This is a genomic window from Pseudomonas sp. GCM10022186 (assembly GCF_042656385.1).
Lineage (GTDB): Bacteria > Pseudomonadota > Gammaproteobacteria > Pseudomonadales > Pseudomonadaceae > Metapseudomonas.
Window position 1 is genome coordinate 1 of the sequence record NZ_JBHSOU010000019.1, and the last position, 16587, is coordinate 16587.

At 65.5% G+C, this 16587-nt stretch carries 11 protein-coding genes; all 11 read right to left on the reverse strand.

The window, feature by feature from the left end; all coding sequences use genetic code 11:
- Positions 1 to 11: 11 nt before the first annotated feature.
- Positions 12 to 1139: a DUF1254 domain-containing protein gene (locus tag ACFPU0_RS10215; RefSeq protein ID WP_377692838.1), complete on the reverse strand. Its 1128-nt coding sequence runs from the start codon at positions 1137 to 1139 to the stop codon at positions 12 to 14.
- Positions 1140 to 1156: 17 nt separating this feature from the next.
- The gene (locus tag ACFPU0_RS10220) at positions 1157 to 2497 is read right to left on the reverse strand and encodes a DUF1214 domain-containing protein (protein ID WP_377692839.1); all 1341 of its coding nucleotides are present in this window, start codon (positions 2495 to 2497) and stop codon (positions 1157 to 1159) included.
- Between the two features lie 146 nt (positions 2498 to 2643).
- Positions 2644 to 3696, reverse strand: a complete 1053-nt coding sequence (locus tag ACFPU0_RS10225) for an NAD(P)-dependent alcohol dehydrogenase (RefSeq protein ID WP_377692840.1) — start codon at positions 3694 to 3696, stop codon at positions 2644 to 2646.
- A 57-nt stretch (positions 3697 to 3753) separates the two neighbouring features.
- Entirely contained in the window at positions 3754 to 5211 is a 1458-nt protein-coding gene (locus ACFPU0_RS10230; protein WP_377692841.1) for an acyl-CoA reductase, read from the reverse strand.
- A 3-nt stretch (positions 5212 to 5214) separates the two neighbouring features.
- Positions 5215 to 6645 (reverse strand): hypothetical protein, encoded by a 1431-nt coding sequence (locus ACFPU0_RS10235; protein ID WP_377692842.1) that lies wholly within the window; start codon positions 6643 to 6645, stop codon positions 5215 to 5217.
- A 217-nt stretch (positions 6646 to 6862) separates the two neighbouring features.
- Entirely contained in the window at positions 6863 to 7573 is a 711-nt protein-coding gene (locus ACFPU0_RS10240) for a TetR/AcrR family transcriptional regulator (RefSeq protein WP_377692843.1), read from the reverse strand.
- A 5-nt stretch (positions 7574 to 7578) separates the two neighbouring features.
- The gene (locus tag ACFPU0_RS10245) at positions 7579 to 9552 is read right to left on the reverse strand and encodes an alkyl/aryl-sulfatase (protein WP_377692844.1); all 1974 of its coding nucleotides are present in this window, start codon (positions 9550 to 9552) and stop codon (positions 7579 to 7581) included.
- 163 nt (positions 9553 to 9715) lie between these two features.
- Positions 9716 to 10843 carry an acyl-CoA dehydrogenase family protein gene (locus ACFPU0_RS10250; RefSeq protein WP_377692859.1) on the reverse strand — a complete coding sequence of 376 codons (1128 nt, stop codon included), beginning with the start codon at positions 10841 to 10843 and terminating at the stop codon, positions 9716 to 9718.
- A gap of 59 nt (positions 10844 to 10902) precedes the next feature.
- Complete coding sequence (locus ACFPU0_RS10255; protein WP_377692845.1) at positions 10903 to 13377, reverse strand: efflux RND transporter permease subunit; 2475 nt, start codon at positions 13375 to 13377, stop codon at positions 10903 to 10905.
- A gap of 24 nt (positions 13378 to 13401) precedes the next feature.
- Positions 13402 to 14463: a WD40/YVTN/BNR-like repeat-containing protein gene (locus ACFPU0_RS10260; protein WP_377692846.1), complete on the reverse strand. Its 1062-nt coding sequence runs from the start codon at positions 14461 to 14463 to the stop codon at positions 13402 to 13404.
- A 100-nt stretch (positions 14464 to 14563) separates the two neighbouring features.
- The gene (locus ACFPU0_RS10265) at positions 14564 to 16258 is read right to left on the reverse strand and encodes a DUF1302 domain-containing protein (protein WP_377692847.1); all 1695 of its coding nucleotides are present in this window, start codon (positions 16256 to 16258) and stop codon (positions 14564 to 14566) included.
- Between the last annotated feature and the right edge of the window lie 329 nt (positions 16259 to 16587).

Genomic DNA, 16587 nt, shown 5'->3' on the forward strand with positions numbered 1-16587 from the left:
CTCAGTGACAATCAAACTGCTCGGCTATCTGCTGTGATCAGCTGAGTCCCCGCAAACTCAACTGCCAGAACCATGGCAGTTACACCACTCGGTGGGACACGATCGGACGCTGGCCGCGCCTCGGGGAGTTTCCAGGTGCCCTTCAGGATGGCTTCGCCAGGCAGGTAGAAGCGCACCATGTAATTCCAGCCGGGCATGGTCGGCAGGCAGTTCGGGCTTTGCGCCGTGCAGCCGCCGAAGCGCAGGGAAACCGAGCCGTCCTCGCCCTTCTTCGCGGTGAGGCTGTTCAGGCTGTAGGCCTCCAGGGCGTTCTGCTGGAACTTGCCAGCCTCGTTGTAGACGCTGACGGACCAGAAACCGCTCACCGGTACGTCCGCCAGGTCCAGCCGATAGGTCGTCTTGCCGTCGTTGTGCGGTGGCGTCACGACCTGGTAGTAGGCGTCCTTCTCCGGGTTGCCGCCCCAGGCCATGGCACTGCCGATCAGGTGGCGTATCGGGTCGACTTCATCATCCTTGCCAAACATGCCTCGGGAATCGGGAATGGTCTTGCCCAAGGCGAGCAGCGCCTTCCTCACCTCGCTCCGGCTGGCTTCTTCCCAGTTGGGCACCTCGAAACGGCCCGGCCCGTCGGGCTGCGACACGCCGATGGCATCCTGCAACGCAGCGACCTTCTTCAGGTCCTGCGGGTCGGCGGGATGGAACAGCGTGCGCACACCCAGCATGACGTAGCGGGTGCCTACCTTCGCCTTGTCCAGGCTGTACTGGCCAGGACCGTAATGCACGCCAATGACCTGGTGGTCCTCGTCGATCACGGCCAGGGACATGAAACGGCTGCCGGCATCCGGCATGGTCACGCTGACGGGGCCGGCGTCCAGGTCGAAGACCGCGGTGGAATAGAGCGTGTCGCGGTTCGGCCGGATCACCGTGGGGCGATCCACCGGGATCAGGTTGCGCCAATGGGAGAACTTGCCCAGGCCGCCGCGCATCACGGTCAGGCCGAAGTAACGGTCCGTCTCGGCGCGGATGAAATTGTCGACGGTCACCCGCACCGGCTCGCCCGGCAGCGCTTCGCTATGGGCATCCGGCAGGCAGGCCGTGAACAGGGCAATGGCCGCCAGTATCACTTTCAATTCGTACATGATTCCTGTCCTTATCCTCAAAGCTTCACCAGCACCGGCGGGAAGTAGTCGCCGCTGGCCACCGCGCCCCTGGCGCCGTAATAGCGGAACATCAGCCGGAAGCCCTGCCCCGGGATGGTGGGCAGCCAGTTCGCCTCGGCGACGCCCTGGGGCGGTTGCGGGCCGAAGTAGAGGGTCAGCGAGCCGTCCTCGTTGTGCCGCAGGGCGGACTGGTTGTTGAGCAGGAAACGCCCCTGGGAGTTGGGCAGCACCTTGAAGGTCTTGGCGTTGGTGGCCGTGATCGACCAGAAGTAGCGCGCGAAGGTGGATGGCAGCTGATCGCGGGGGAAGGTAAGGGAATAGCTGCGGCTGCCATCGAGCAATTCGCCATTTCTGTCCACGGCCCCGCGGAAATACTTGACCTCCTGCTGGGTGTTGGCCCAGATGCCGCCCAGGTCCACCAGGGTGCGGGTCAGGTAATCGCTGCCGTAGGCGCCCGATACGGCCGGCCGCACCCAGCCGTTGCGAACCGTGCCGGGGCCGAGGGTGGGCGCGGCCTTGGCCAGGGCGGCGAAGGCCTGCTTCCTGACCACCGCATCGACACGCGCACGCTGCGCCGGATCGCCGATCAGTGCGGCCAGGGCGCGCACGCGGGTCTGCAGCCGGTCCATGCCGGGATTCAGGTCGGGCTCCTCCAGCGCCACCTCGGCGATGTCGAACGCCTCCACACCGGGCAACTGCTGCAACCCGAACAGCGGCACCTGGGGCACCTCCGGCAGGCGCGGCGAGCCGCTGGGCCACATGCTGAACCGCCGCTGCAGGCGCTCCGCCTGCTGCGGGTCGGCGCCGAGCTCCACCCGCGACAGCACCCGCGCGGTGCGGACCGGCAGGTCCAGGCGCTGGACGCCCGCCGGCAGCTCGACGCTGGCACCCTTCAGGCAGACCGCGAAGTCGCCGCTGGGATGCTGGGCGAAGGTGCGCTCGTTGATGTTGGCCAGGGTCTCGCCCCAACCGTTGAGGAACTGCACCGTGTAGTAGCGATCGCTGATCTCCGGCACGCTGACCAGGGTGCAGCTGTGGTCATCCACCGCCACCCAGGCCTCGGAATAGGCTACGTCCAGATTGGGATTGGGCCAGTCCACCGCGCCCGGCTTGCGGTGCACCAGCTGGTTCCAGTTCATGCCCTCGCGGAAGTCCAGCTGCTGCTGGCGCAGGACCAGCAGGCGTCCGAGCAGGTAGATGTAGGCGTCGCTGACCTCCTGGTCGGTGAACGCGGGCTGTTGAGTGGTGGCGGCGTGGGCGGTGGATGGCGCGAGCACGGCCATCAGGCAGGAAGTGGCGAAGACGCTGCAGGCGAGCGCCAGACGTAATGAAGGCATTGTTGTTTTTCTCCGTGGTGATCCATCACCGGCAGGTTATGCCCTTTCCTGGTCAGTCCCGCCCCTCCCCCTTTGGGGTGGGGCGGAATTCCGGCCTCACGCGGAGAACCCCGACACGTCCTGTCGGGCCTTGCCGATCCTGGCCGTCAGGCGCCCTTCAACGACGCCATGTCGATCACGAAGCGGTATTTCACGTCGTTCTTCTCCATGCGCTCGAATGCCGTGTTGATGTCCTGGATATCGATCATCTCGCAGCTCGGCAGCACCTGGTGCTCGGCGCAGAAGTCCAGCAGTTCCTGGGTCTGGGCGAGGCCGCCGATCAGCGAACCGGCGATGGAGCGGTTGTTGACCGCCAGCAGCGCGCCGTGGATCGGCTCCAGGGGCTCCAGGGCCCCCACCAGCACCAGCTTGCCGTGACGGCCCAGCAGCATCAGGTACGGGTTGACGTTGTGCTTGCGCGGGATGGTGTCGAGGATCAGGTCGAACGCGCTGGCCGCGCCCTTCATCGCCTGCGGATCGGTGGACAGCAGCACATGGTGCGCCCCCAGCGCCCTGGCGTCGTCGGCCTTGCCCGGCGAGGTGGTGATGACGGTGACCTCGGCCCCGAGGGCGACGGCCAGCTTGACCCCCAGGTGGCCCAGGCCGCCCAGGCCGACCACCGCCACGCGGGTACCGGCCTTGACGCCATGCTCGCGCAGCGGCGTCCACACGGTGATGCCGGCGCACAGCAGCGGGCCGGCGAAGCGCGGGTCCAGCGCCTCGGGCATGCGCAGCACGAACTGCTCGCGCACCACGATGTGCTGGGAATAGCCGCCATAGGTGACTTCCCCTGTGATGCGGTCCAGGCCGTTGTAGGTCGGCGTAATGCCGTGGCTGCAATGGGGTTCCTGGTGCGCCTCGCAGGCTTCGCACTGCTGGCAGCTGTCCACCAGGCAGCCGACCGCGACCCGGTCACCCACCTGGTAGCCGCTGACGGCGGGCCCCACCGCCGTGACCTGGCCGACGATCTCGTGGCCGGGCACGCAGGGGAAGCGCGTGTTGTTCCAGTCGTTGTGGACGTAGTGCATGTCCGAGTGGCAGACGCCGCAGTAGGCGATCTCGATGGCGACGTCGTCGTCGCGCAGGGAGCGGCGCTCGAAGGCGAGCGGCTTGAGCTGCGCATGGGCCTCATGGACCCCGTAGCCGATGCAGCTGGTCATGGTGGTTTCCTCGAAACAATGGAAAGGAAGCGCCCTGCCGAGACAGGGCGCGTGAACTCAGAGGGACGGACGCAACCAGGGCGCCGGCGTGGTTTCCGGCGAGGCGATCTGGTTGGAGATCCACTTGCCCATGCGCCGCAGCGGCTCGATGGAGTCCTGCGGCGCGGCGAACTTCATCGCCGCCGCATAACCCAGGGAGACGATGCGCTGTGCGCCATGGAGTGGCAGCACATCCTTCAGCTGGTCCTTGATGCTCTCGGGGTAGATGCCGACGGTCTGGGTGTATGCATCGACGGCATCCAGCATTTCATTCAGCTCATCCACCGGCACCAGGTTGGCAGTACGGTCGTCGAGGAGCGTGGAGAACGGCACCGGCTCGGGAATCTGCGAGCAGATGATGGCGCCTTCGCCGGCGAGGCCGCCGATCACCTTGTACCACTCGTCGTCCAGGCGCAGCGCATCGACGTGGGCCTTGAGGTTCTGGTCGTAGCGCTTGGGTGCGGTGCTGATGCTGTTGGGCAGCGCCAGCATGGCGTCGTAGACGTAGCGGCCGAAGGTGTTCAGTTTTTCCAGGCCCTCGGCGTCGGTGCCGGACTGCACGTAGATGGTGCGGGCGCAGACGCAACCCTTCTGGTTGATTGCGCCGATATCCGACGCCAGGCGCACCGCCGCTTCGCGCATGAGCGCCTCGCTGTCGAAGGTGTCCTTGCCGATGATGCTGGCGCTGCGCTTGGGGTCCAGGGAAATCAGTTCCAGGCCCGGCTGGATGTACCGGGTGACGTGTTTCATCGAGGCGAAGCCGCCCCAGGCGACGATCTTCTCCAGGTTCTGCGGCTGGTACAGGCGCTGTTCGAACGCCTGGTCGCCACCCTTCCAGTAGGCTACCGAGAGGTGCCTGGTCAGCGGGTGGTCCGGCGCCATGTCGACCATGGTGCGGGCGATGGCCGCCGCGGTGAAGGGGTCGTTGGAGGGCGCCTTGATGATGGCGTCGCTACGCAGGACCATGTTGCGGATGATGGTCCAGAGCGACAGGGCCACGGCGTTGCCGGCGACTATGTGCAGGGTGCGCGCGCCGAAACAACGGACTTCCAGCTCGGTGCCATCGAGCAGCCGCTGCTTGACCCAGCCTTCCAGGTACTTGATGCCCACCGAGCTTTCCACCATCTCGGTGATGACTTCACGCGTCAGCAGGTTCTGCAGCCCCATGTAGGAAGCCCTGACGATGGTCGGGGTGGTCGGCGCCGTCAGGTAGGACAGTTCGCAGGCCTCCTGCAGGTACGGGTTGCGCTGGAAAGTCAGGCGTTCACCCAGGGCTACGGCGTAGTCGAGGATGTCGTCGAAGCTCAGCGTGTAGAGATCGGCCAGCCTGGTCGGATTGCCCAGCGGCAGCCTGTCGATGTACTTGTTCGCGTCCGGCGTGAGGAAGGTCAGGTCGCCGCCACGGCCGCCGACTTCGATCAGGTTATCGGTGATGACTTCGCCGCGGATGATCATCGGCGCGATTGGATGGGACATGACTCAGAGCTCCAGGGTATTCAGGAAGTCCATCGCCTCGCGATGGGATTGCTCGGAAGCGGCACAGGTGATCTTGTCGTCGCCGCCGTTCTTGTCGCTGTAGCGCTGGATCGCCCCCGCCACGTAGCGGCTCGGCCGGCCACAGGCGCAAGGCTTGTCCCATTCGACGGTGATTTCGTCACCGGTGATGAAGCCGCCCCAGCGCAGGTCGGCGCCGAGATCGAAGAACGCCGCGCGGCCGGTCTGGCGCCCCGTCCTGGGCAGCGGCTTGCCGGTTTCCGGGTCGAGCACGAAGGGAATCGCGGTGTGCGAGAAGTGGTAGTTGCCGTGCTCGCAGAGCGCGTGCGAACCGCTGGGCGTTTCGGACATGGCGTAGGTCTCGAAGATCTTCGTCGCGCCGGTGAAGCGCAGCACGTCCTCGCGCCAGCCTTCGGGCTGTACCACGCCCTTGGCACCGCCGGTGGTGGCGATGAAGGAGTCAGGGTGGAACACGCCTTCCAGGCCACGCTCCAGCCCGGCCTTGGCCATGTTGTGCAACAGGTTCCAGGTGCCGCCGATGTAGACGACCTTGCCCTTGAGCCTGGCGGTCATTTCCTCGAAGAAGGCCGCCAGGTGCTGGGGCATGTCGGCCTGCAACTGGTCGAACTCCTTCTTCTTGGCCATCAGCTCAGGGCTGATCACCAGGCGGTCCAGGGTACCCTTGGCGTGCGCCGCGCGAACCTTGGCGCCGAGGTGCAGGACATCGCTGGAAAGGGTTGCCGGATAGGCCGGGTGGAAGTTGTCCAGGCTGGGCAGCACGGTCTTCATGATCGCCATGTTGCCGCGCATGTGGCTGAGGTAGCCCTTGCGGTAGTAGGGATACACGGAGTGCATGTCCGGCGCCGGCGTTTCCGGGCCGGTCATGCGCCAGGCATACAGCCGGCGGACCTTGACGGCCTTCTCGAACTCGCGGTTGCTCAGGGGCAGGAAAGACAGGGTGCCGGAAGTCCCTGAGGTATGGCTGATGCAGAGTTGCGGCACCGCCTCGTCCATGGTTTCGAACCACTCGTCCAGGCCCTGGCAGCCACTGACGTCGACGGCCTGGATGGCTTCGGCGATCTCGGGGATGACCAGCTTGCACAACCATTTGTTGATCGCGGTGAAGTTGTTCTTTTCCAGCAAGGACGGCGGATAGGACTTGAACACGGTGTGTTCGAACAGCAGCGGGACCAGATCCTCGACCTGCTCGACCTGGCCAATGCCCTCGGCGTCGGCGAGTTTCTTGAGCACCGGGATGCGATCGCGCATTTCAGCGAATCGACGCTTGGCGGCCGCAAGCTGCAAGGCATCGATTTCGTGACGCGGCAGTTGATTCCACTTTGCGAAGGAGTGCTCGACCAGCGCCACGGGGTCGGTCAGCAGCAGCTCGACCTTCTCATCGATTGTTCTTGTCATGTGTATGGAAGCTCCTGGCTCTCACCATTCGCGCGCCGCTCGCAAGCCGCGGCAGCTGCGTGAAAGGCCGGCTGCCCGGGGATGGACAACCTTCATGGCAAGGCCAGTTTAGGGGCTGAAGGGGCGAAATCATTTCCGGATTCCGCAATCGCAAAACCTAGCATAACCAATTGATTCACAAGCGTTTTTCAGAACCAACCGAAACGCGGGGCAACGCTCATTCCGCGTCCGTGGTGGTGAGCAGTGCGTAAAGCATGCGCGCCAGCATGCGCACCGTATCGGCCTCCAGCAGGTACTCCGGCCTTTCGATCACCAGTGCACGCGGCAACGCGGTCACCGCCTGATAGGCCAGGAAGCCGGCCTTCTCGCGGTCGCGCACCAGTACCTCATCGGAGAAGCGCTCCACCAGGGCGGGAATGACCATGGAGGTCCAGAACTGTTCGGGCTTGACGATCTCGAGACGGACCAGCTCCCCGTAGAAGGCCGTCTTGACGCTCAGGTCGGAGTCGATCTGCAACCAGCGATGCAATGCGGACAGGCCCGTACCCAGGATCATTTCGATGCCGTCATAGAGCGTGGCCGATGGAGGCAGGGCGCGGATGCTGGCGATCACTTCGAGACGGGCATTGGCGCGATAGTCGTCGAAAATGGCGCCGATCAGCGCTTCGATGGTGGGGTAGTACTCGTAGATCGAGCTGATCGCCACGCCGGAGTAGTCGGAAAGGCGGTAGATGGACAATGCCTCCCGCCCTTCCTTCTCGAGGATGTCGCGCCCGGCCTTCTTCAGGGCGTCCACCAGGGCGACCGAGCGGGCCTGCTTCGGGCTCTTGCGGGGCCTGGGCGGCAGTTCCACCTGCAGGACGTTTTCACTGCTTGCCTTGCTGCGGGAGGGCCTGTCGGCCCTCCCCTCTTCCACCCGGCGCGTCATGGCGCTCAGGGTGTGACGATGTTGAAGGTGGGCTGGAACCGGGTGAGCATGCCGAGCAGCGACTTGAAGCGCTCCGCATCGCCCTCGAGCTTGATGTCGCCCTGCTTCAACGCGGTGGGGAAGTCGAGCTGGCCCAGGCTGATGAGGTCCAGCGTCGCCTTGCTGATGGTCACCGAGGCATCCGGCTTGGCATGGCTCATGTTCTCGCGGTAGGTCAGCACGCCATTGCTCAGGGTCAGGGCGAAACGCTGGCCGAGGTCGTCGAAATTCCAGTTGAGGGTCATGTCATGGCCCACGGCCTTGTCCGAATCCAGGCGCACGGCCAGCACATCCATGAACATGGCCGGCGTTGCCGCCCGCACCAGGTCGGCGATGGCCCGCGCGCCCTGCGCTGGGGCGCCCTTGCGCAGTTCCTGGGCACCGGTCAGGTAGATGTTGCGCCAGATCGCCGACTCGCTGCGGTAACCCAGCTGCTCCAGGGCGTCGGCCTGGACTTCGCGAGCGGCCTCGTTGTCCGGTTCGGCGAAGACCAGGTTGTTGCCCAGCTGTGCGGCCCAGCGATAGTCGCCCTGCTCCATCGCGGCGCGCATCAGTTGCAGCACCTTGTCCGCACCACCCATGGCCGCCACGTAGCGTTTGCCGGACTCGACCGGCGGCAGCGGATCGAGGTTGGCCGGGTTGCCGTCGTAGAAGCCGAGATAGCGCTGGTAGACGGCACGGGTGTTGAAGCTGAGGGTGCCGTAGTAGCCACGGGCATACCACTTGCGCTCCAGTTCGCCCGGCAGCTTCTTGACCGCATCGGCGATCTCCAGCGGCGTCAGGCCCTGGTTGAGCAAATGCAGGGTGCGGTTGTTGATGAAGGCATACATGTCGCGCTGGTCGGCCAGCAGCGTACGGATGCCCTCGCCGCCCCAGGTCGGCCAGTTGTGCGAGGCGAACATCACCTCGGTCTTGTCGCCGTAGCGCACCAGGCTGTCGTCGATGAATTTCGACCAGGCCTTGGCGTCACGCACTTCCGCGCCACGGGGAGTGAGGACGTTGTGCATGGTCATCACCGCGTTCTCGGCCATGCACAGCGCGCGCAGCTGCGGCAGGTAGAGGTTCATCTCCGCCGGCGCCTCGGTGCCGGGGGTCAGCTGGAACTCCACCTGGACACCCGCGATCTCGTGGCTTTCCAGGGGCTGGACGATCAGGTCGGTCGGCGGAATCAGGCCGATGGTGCCGCCCACGGGAGCGCCCTTGCCGATCCCGGTATCCAGCTGGCCACGCTCGCTTTTCGGCACCATGACGCCGCTCTGGAACATGCTGCGACGGAACATTGCGGTGCCAGCCAGGACGTTTTCGCTGATGGCGTGCTCCATGAAGCCTTGCGGGGCATAGATGCGTACCTTTCCGGCCTTGACGTCGGCTTCGTCGACCACCCCGCGCACGCCGCCGAAATGGTCGGCGTGGCTATGGGAATAGATGACCGCCACCACCGGCTTGCGCGGACGCTGCTGGTAGTAGAGTTCCAGGCCAGCCCTGGCAGTCTCGGCGACAGTGAGCGGATCGATGACAACCAGCCCGTCCTTGCCTTCGATGATGGTCATGTTCGCCAGGTCCAGGCCACGGATCTGGTAGAGCCCTTCGGCTACCTGGAACAGGCCGGCGTTGGTATTGAGCTGCGCCATTCTCCAGAGGCTCGGGTTCACCGTTTCCGGCGCCTTGTCCTGCTGGAGGAAGTCATACATGTGGGTGTTCCACACTGCCTTGCCTTCGGCGTTGTCGACTTCGCCCTCGAAGGCGGCCACCAGGCCTCGGCGAGCGGCCTCGTAGTCTGCGCGCTGGTCGAAGGGAAGCCGCTTGAGCACCGCCTGGTTGACGGCGGCGGTTTGTGGGCTGGCTGCCTTGGCGGCACCGGCCGGCGCGGACTCCGCTGCCCAGGCCTGGGTGCCGAACAGGGTGAACGCGATGGAGAAGGCGACAATGGGATTGCGCATACGGATTCCTGATGAGTGCACCCCGCCAGCGGGATTTGGCCCGACAACGAGGCGATGGTCAGACTTGCCCGTCGACTGGACGGCCCCTGGCCGAACTTTCGGCGCAGCTTATGCCAGAGTCGGCGGCACCGCCCCCCTTCCTTGCAGGGGGGGTCACCTGGACCTAGAGGCTACGGGCGATGATCAGCTTCTGGATATGGCTGGTGCCTTCGTAGATCTTGGTCACCCGCACATCCCGGCAGTAGCGCTCCACCGGGAAATCGTTCAGGTAACCGTAGCCGCCGTGGATCTGCAGGGCGTCGGAGCAGACCTTCTCGGCCATCTCGCTGGCGAACAGCTTGGCGATGGAGGCCTCCTTGGCGCAGGGCACGCCGGCCTCGCAGAGGCGCGCGGCATTCACCAGGAACTGGTGGGAGATCTCCACCTGGGCCGCCATGTCGGCCAGGTCGAAGGCCACCCCCTGCAGGTTGATGATCGGTGCGCCGTAGGCTTCACGCTCCTTGGCATAGGCGACGGCGGCCTGCAGGGCGGCGCGGGCGGTGCCGGTGGCGACGGCGGCGATGGCGACTCGCCCCTCGGACAGCGAACCCATCACGTTGCGGTAGCCGGAGCCTTCGGCGCCCAGCAGATTCGCCAGCGGCACGCGGCACTCCTCCAGCTGGATCTGCGCCACATGGGCGGAACGCTGACCCATCTTGTGCTCGACGCGGGCCACCACGTAGCCGGGGTTCTCGGCCGGGTCGACCATCAGCAGGCTGCTGCCCTTCTTGCCGGCAGCCTTGTCGGTCACCGCCAGCACCAGGCCGAGGCCGGCCTCATTGCCGTTGGAGATGAACTGCTTGCTGCCATTGAGCACATAGTGTTCGCCCTCGCGGCGGGCCTGGGTGCGGAACGCCGCCGTATCGGAACCGGCGTGGGGCTCGGTGAGCAGGAAGGCGCCGATGCGCTTGCCGCTGGCCAGGTCCGGCAGGTACTTGCGTTTCTGCTCCTCGTTGCCCAGGCGCGCCACGGTGAGGCCCACCGAGTTGTGCACGTGGATCAGGGTGGCGAAGCCGGCGTCGGCGGCGGCGAACTCTTCGATGGCCAGGCAGTAGTCGACGAAGCTGGCGCCGGCGCCGCCGTATTCCTCGGGTATCAGCATGCCGAGGAAGCCGAGTTCGGCCACGGCCACCAGTTCTCCGCGCGGCCAGGCGCCGTTGCGGTCGCGTTCGGCCGCCGTGGGCGCGACCACATCGAGGGCGACCTTGCGCGCCGAGTCGCGGATCATGATTTCCTGCTCGCTGAGGAACACTGCGGAGGTATCGCTCATGGTGCTTCCTTATGGATTCTGTGGTTCGGGATGCCCCGGCCTCATACGCACTGGGCGGCCGGGGTCTTGGATTCGATGGGGGTCGGCTGCTCGCGGGTCTCCACCGAGGTGGGGATCGGCGAGCCGGACTCGCCCACGTCGCGCAACAGGAAGTGCGACAGCGCGGGGATCAGGACCAGGGCGCCGAGCATGTTCCAGAGGAACATGAAGGTCAGCAGGATGCCCATGTCGGCCTGGAACTTGATGGGCGACCATGCCCAGGTGATCACGCCGGCGGCCAGGGTCACGCCCACCAGCGCCACCACCTTGCCGGTAAAGCGCAGGGCATGGCGGTAGGCGTCGGCCAGGGACGCACCGGCACGCTGCCGCGCCAGCTGGATGCTCAGCAGGTACAACGCATAGTCGACGCCAATGCCGACGCCCAGGGCGATCACCGGCAGGGTGGCGACCTTGACGCCCATGCCCAGCACCACCATCAGCGCTTCGCAGAGCACCGAGGTGATCACCAGCGGCACCACGGCGACCACCACCGCGCGCCAGCTGCGGAAGGTGATGAAGCAGAGCACGATGACCGCCGCGTAGACGTACATCAGCATGGTGAAGTTGGCCTTCTTGACCACGATGTTGGTGGCCGCCTCGATGCCGGCGCTGCCTGCCGCCAGGAGGAACTGGCGCTCGGGCGTGCTGTGGGCGGTGGCGAAGGCTTCGGCCGCCTTCACCACCCGGTCCAGGGTTTCCGCCTTGTGGTCGGCCAGGTAGGCGACCAGGGGCATGACCGAGCACTCGGTGTTGAACAGCTCCGGATTGCTGGTGCTGGCAGTACGCGCGGCGTAGTTGAGTACATCCTGGTTGGGCGGGATCGACATCCACTTCGGGCTGCCTTCATAGGAGCCGGCGGTGATCTTGCGCACGGCGTCGGCCAGGGACACGGTGCTCTGCACGCCCGGCACCTGCTGCAGGGTCCAACCCAGGCGATCGGTCTCGATCAGGGTCTGGTACTCCAGGCAGCCTTCCGGCCCGGTCTTGACGATCACCGCGAACTGGTCGGTGGACAGCGAGTACTTGCTGGTGATGTAGGCGTTATCCAGGTTGTAGCGCGAGTTGGGCCGCAGCTCGGAGGCGCCCGCGTCCAGATCGCCGATCTTCAACTGGGTGCTGACGATGAAGCCGCCCACCGTGAGCACCGCCGAAAACGCCAGCAGGAGGGTAGCCCAGCGGCGCTGGGTGAAACGCTCCAGCAGCAGCCAGACGCCCCCGGCTTCCTTCTGCTCGGCGCGAAGGCTGCGTGCGGCCGCGCTGCGGCTCACTCCGGTGTAGGACAGCATCACCGGCAGCAGAATGAGGTTGGTGAACACCAGCAGGGCGACGCCGATGGAAGCAGTGATGGCGAGGTCCTGGATCACCGGGATGTCGATCAGCATCAGCACGGCGAAACCCACGGCATCGGCCACCAGCGCGGTGACCCCGGCCAGGAACAGGCGGCGGAAGGTGTAGCGGGCCGCCACCAGGCGGTGGGTGCCGCGCGCCACGTCCTGCATGATGCCGTTCATCTTCTGCGCACCGTGGGACACGCCGATGGCGAAGACCAGGAAGGGCACCAGGATCGAGTAGGGATCCAGCTCGTAGCCGAGCCGGGCGATCAGGCCGAGCTGCCAGAGCACGGCGATGCAGGAACAAATCAGCACCAGCGTGGTGCTGCGCACGCAACGGGTCCAGGCGAAGATGATCAACGCGGCGATGACCGCCGCCACGCCGAAGTAAAGGATCATCAGGTTCAGGCCGTCGAGCAGGTCGCCCACTACCTTGGAGAACCCGACGATGCGGATCTCCAGGTCGGCGCTGCCCTGGGTTCCCGAGAACTGCGCGCGGATGCTTTCCAGACGTTTGGAGAGCTCCCAGTAGTCCAGCGGCTTGCCGGTGTTGCTGTCCTTGTCCAGCAGAGGCACGAAAATCATGCTCGAGCGGTAGTCGCTACCCACCAGGTTGCCCAGCAACTGGGCGCGGTCGATATTCTGGCGCAGCTCGCCGATGCTTTCCTCGGAGCCGGTGTAGTTGTCCGGCATCACCGGTCCGCCGGTGAAGCCTTCCTCGGTGACCTCGTTCCAGCGCACCACCGGCATCCACAGCGACTTTACGTTGGCGCGGTCCACGCCGGGCGTGAGGAACAGCTCATCGTTGATCTGCTTCAGCGACTGCAGGTAGGCGGGGTCGAAAATGTCGCCGGAACGGTTCTCCACCACCACCCGCACCGCGTTGCCCAGGCCTTTGAGCTCATCGCGGTTATCCAGGAAGTTGCGGATGTAGGGCTGATTGTGCGGGATGGTCTTTTCGAATGCGGCGTTCAGCGTCAGCCGCGTGGCATCCCAGCCCAGCAACGCCGTCACCACGGCGCAGAGCAGGACCACCAACAGGCGATTGTTGAAGATCAGCCGTTCGAGACGGTTGCCCGATCCGGGATCGAATTCTTTCAGGTCACTGATGGTCAGCAGGTTGTCGCTGAGGTTGTGGGTACCCATCTCGGCTCTCCGACTTTCTTGTTTTTACTTGAGACTCTGGATGCGCACGGTACCGAGTCCGGCCAGGGCGACTGCCCCGCCGGCGGCGGGTGCCACCGCAAAATTGGGAGCCACACGATCGACCTTGACGAGGCTGAAGGTCGCCCCCCGATCGGTGGAGCGCAGCACCTGCCCGGCCTGGCCGACGAGCACGATGGAGCCGTCGTCGGCAATGACCCCACCGGTGATTCCGGCCTCGATACCCGTATCCGCCCTGCTCCAGCTGGCGCCGCCATCGAGGCTGCGATAGGCATTGCCACGCAGGCCGTAGACCAGTACCAGGTCGTCGTCGCCCAACACGCCGAACAGGGTGCCCTGGTAGGGCAGCTCCAGGCTCGCGAAGCGCTGCCGGGCAGCATCCAGCTTCAGCACCAGGCCCTGCTCACCCACCATGAACAGGCTGCCCTCGGCGGGACGCAGGCCATAGAGATGCATGCCCCGGGGGTTGTCGACGCGGTCCAGCCAGGGCGTCCAGCTCTTGCCACCGTCCCCGGTGCGCAGGATCAGGTTGAAGGCCCCGATGGCGAAGCCGTTGCGCTCATCCTCGAACCACACGTCCAGCAACGGCTTGTCGGCGCCCTGGGCGGCGAAGAATTCGGCGTCCTGCTTCAGACGCTGGGCCTGCGGATCATCCGGGTCAGCCGGATTGCCGTAGTAGGTCACCAGCAAATCGGCGATCTGCCGGCCGTCGAGCTGCTTGCTCCAGGTCTTGCCACCATCGTCGCTGTGCAGGACCACGCCTTCATGGCCCACGGCCCAACCCTGGCTGGCGCTGGGGAACGCCAGCGCGGTCAGGTCGGAGCTGACCGGCACCTGGGCCTGGGTCCAGGCCTGGCCATCATCCGAATAGAGGATATGGCCGCGCTGTCCGGCCGCGATCAGCCGCCCACCGGCCTGAGCCAGCGCATTGAGCGGCGCACGGATCGCCAGCGGGCTCTGCAGCGATGGTTTTTCCATGGGAGGGATGAAGGCCTGCTGCGCCCCCGCCTGCCCCGCCAGCAGGGCGAGCAGGATCACGAGCGGCGGCCGAACGAACTGTCTGAACACCTGGGCTACCTCACGTCGGTCGCGCAATGGCGCGAATGGTGGGGCGGCGCCCCGGAAACCGGGTCGCCGTCCACGGGCTTGCGGTGACGGTGGTCGCCGCTCAGAGGGTGGTCTTGAAGGTGAAGAACACCGCGCCGCGGTCTTCCAGCAGCGACTGGCTGCCGCTGGGCGTCACGGCCGCACCAGTGACCGGGTTGGTCGAGAAGTCGCCGAAGTAGTCGACGTACTTCAGGTCGAAGCGGTAGCGGCTGTAGAGGTCGAGGGCGAGACCGACCGCATAGCTGCCGGCATCCTCGTTGCCGCCGGAGGACACCGCCGAGTTGCCCGAGATGCCCCGCGAATAGCTGAGCGGCATGGACAGGTCGCCACCGGGGAACACCTGGTACCAGGTCGGGGTGAAGTTGACGGCCAGGCCATAGGCGTCGCGGGAAACCTCGTCGATGTTGCTCGGCACCGCCTTGTAGGCGGACGAGCCCTTGAACAGGTTGAGCGGGTCGGAGTTGACCGAGACCCAGCGGCTCCAGGTCAGCTCGGTGGCCCAGCTGGCGCTGTCGAACAGCGCAGTGGGGCTGACCGTACCGATGGCGTTGAGCACGCCGTGCAGGGTGTCGCCACGGGCGCCGAGGATATCGCCGTCGTCAGGCAGGCTCGCGGTCGAAGTCACCCGGGCGGCAGAGCTGACCAGCGGCATGTTGTGGCGGTAATTCAGGTCCAGGCCGACGCTGACCCCGGCAATTTCCTTCGCCAGGCTGATGCCGTACATGTCGATGTCGTCGGCATAGTTGAAAAAATACTGTGGACGGGCATTGGCCAGCAGGATGGTCTGCGGCAGGGTGTCGGAGAAATTGCGGACATAGAAGCCCAGGGTGCCGTCGAGCCACTCGGGGCTCCAGCGCGCCATTACACCCCAGTCGCCGGACTCCTTCGGTTCGATGTCATCGCCATGGGTGGCACGCAGCGTCGGGCTGAGGATGAAGGACTCACCGCCTTGCAGAAAGATGTCGGCGAAGCCCAGGTAAGTACCGGATTCGGGCACGCGGGACGGTCGCCATTCGAAGAAATACTGTGCGGCGAAGGACAGCTCGGGCGTTACCTGCAACTGTGCGGAGAACTGGTTGCGCGGCAGGTAAAGCTCCTTGGCCTCGATACCCGGCAGCGCCAGGGCCTTGCCCTGGTCCAGCGGCGCCTGGCCATAGGAAATGCCGTGGATGGCGCCGGACCCCAGCAGGGACTCGCCCCAGTTGACGGTGTGGCGACCCAGGCGGGCTTTCAGGGGCATGTCGGCAATGTCGTACTCGCCGAAGACGAAGGCATCCATCCACTCGGCGGAGGGGCCTTCGTAATAACGGTCGGCGTAATTGCTCAGCCCCAGTGCGGGGCGGCCATCGGAGCCCAGGTGGTTCGAAGTGGCCACGCTGTCGTTGTCCAGGCCACCGGCATAGGCCGCGTCATACCAGAGCGCGGCGCTGACACGGGCGCCGTACTTGCCCTTGTAGACGATGTCCGACTCGCTGAGGATATCGAGCCGATTGTTGACCAGGCTGTGCTTGTCGAAGTTGCGATCGCCGTCGTCGTTGTTCGGGTTCTTCAGGATCGCGGAGTCCTGCCCCTCGACACGCATGCCGAGGTTGTAGCGCAGGGTGTTGTCCCAGCGCAGCTGGATATCTTCGTTGCCGGTATCGATCTCGAACGCGCCGGCATTGCCGCAGGCCACGGCGCACATGGCGACCACCGTGGCACGCAGCGCGTGAGCACTGGCGGGATGACTCTGATTCGATTTGTTCTTGTTATTCATCTGGGCGTCTCCTCCCCTCGGTTGAACCAGGACCTGCGCCGACCGCCACCAGGTCCGGAAGCAGCTCAATCAATGATCGAGTGGCCCAAGGGTGCCAGTACCCTGTCCATGTCCTCCCCCCCCTTTCTGAAAGGGGCCCCTCCCCCCCTCTGCCACGAATCGGTCGCGCCGTCGGCCCATCCTACGAAACCTACGCCGGACCGATCCGTAGGATGTGGTGGAGCGAAGCGATACCCATCGATTGACCGCGCAAACCGGCCAGTCCCTGAGCCCAGGGACACTCCGCCCGATGGGTTTCGTACCTCAACCCATCCTACGAAACCTACGCC

What these genes read in the sequence shown, in the direction of transcription:
- ACFPU0_RS10255 (WP_377692845.1), bottom strand. Translation starts at nt 13,377, where the DNA reads ATGGGTACCCACAACCTCAGCGACAACCTGCTGACCATCAGTGACCTG.
- ACFPU0_RS10220 (WP_377692839.1), bottom strand. Translation starts at nt 2,497, where the DNA reads ATGCCTTCATTACGTCTGGCGCTCGCCTGCAGCGTCTTCGCCACTTCC.
- ACFPU0_RS10230 (WP_377692841.1), bottom strand. Translation starts at nt 5,211, where the DNA reads ATGTCCCATCCAATCGCGCCGATGATCATCCGCGGCGAAGTCATCACC.
- ACFPU0_RS10225 (WP_377692840.1), bottom strand. Translation starts at nt 3,696, where the DNA reads ATGACCAGCTGCATCGGCTACGGGGTCCATGAGGCCCATGCGCAGCTC.
- ACFPU0_RS10245 (WP_377692844.1), bottom strand. Translation starts at nt 9,552, where the DNA reads ATGCGCAATCCCATTGTCGCCTTCTCCATCGCGTTCACCCTGTTCGGC.
- ACFPU0_RS10265 (WP_377692847.1), bottom strand. Translation starts at nt 16,258, where the DNA reads ATGAATAACAAGAACAAATCGAATCAGAGTCATCCCGCCAGTGCTCAC.
- ACFPU0_RS10235 (WP_377692842.1), bottom strand. Translation starts at nt 6,645, where the DNA reads ATGACAAGAACAATCGATGAGAAGGTCGAGCTGCTGCTGACCGACCCC.
- ACFPU0_RS10240 (WP_377692843.1), bottom strand. Translation starts at nt 7,573, where the DNA reads ATGACGCGCCGGGTGGAAGAGGGGAGGGCCGACAGGCCCTCCCGCAGC.
- ACFPU0_RS10215 (WP_377692838.1), bottom strand. Translation starts at nt 1,139, where the DNA reads ATGTACGAATTGAAAGTGATACTGGCGGCCATTGCCCTGTTCACGGCC.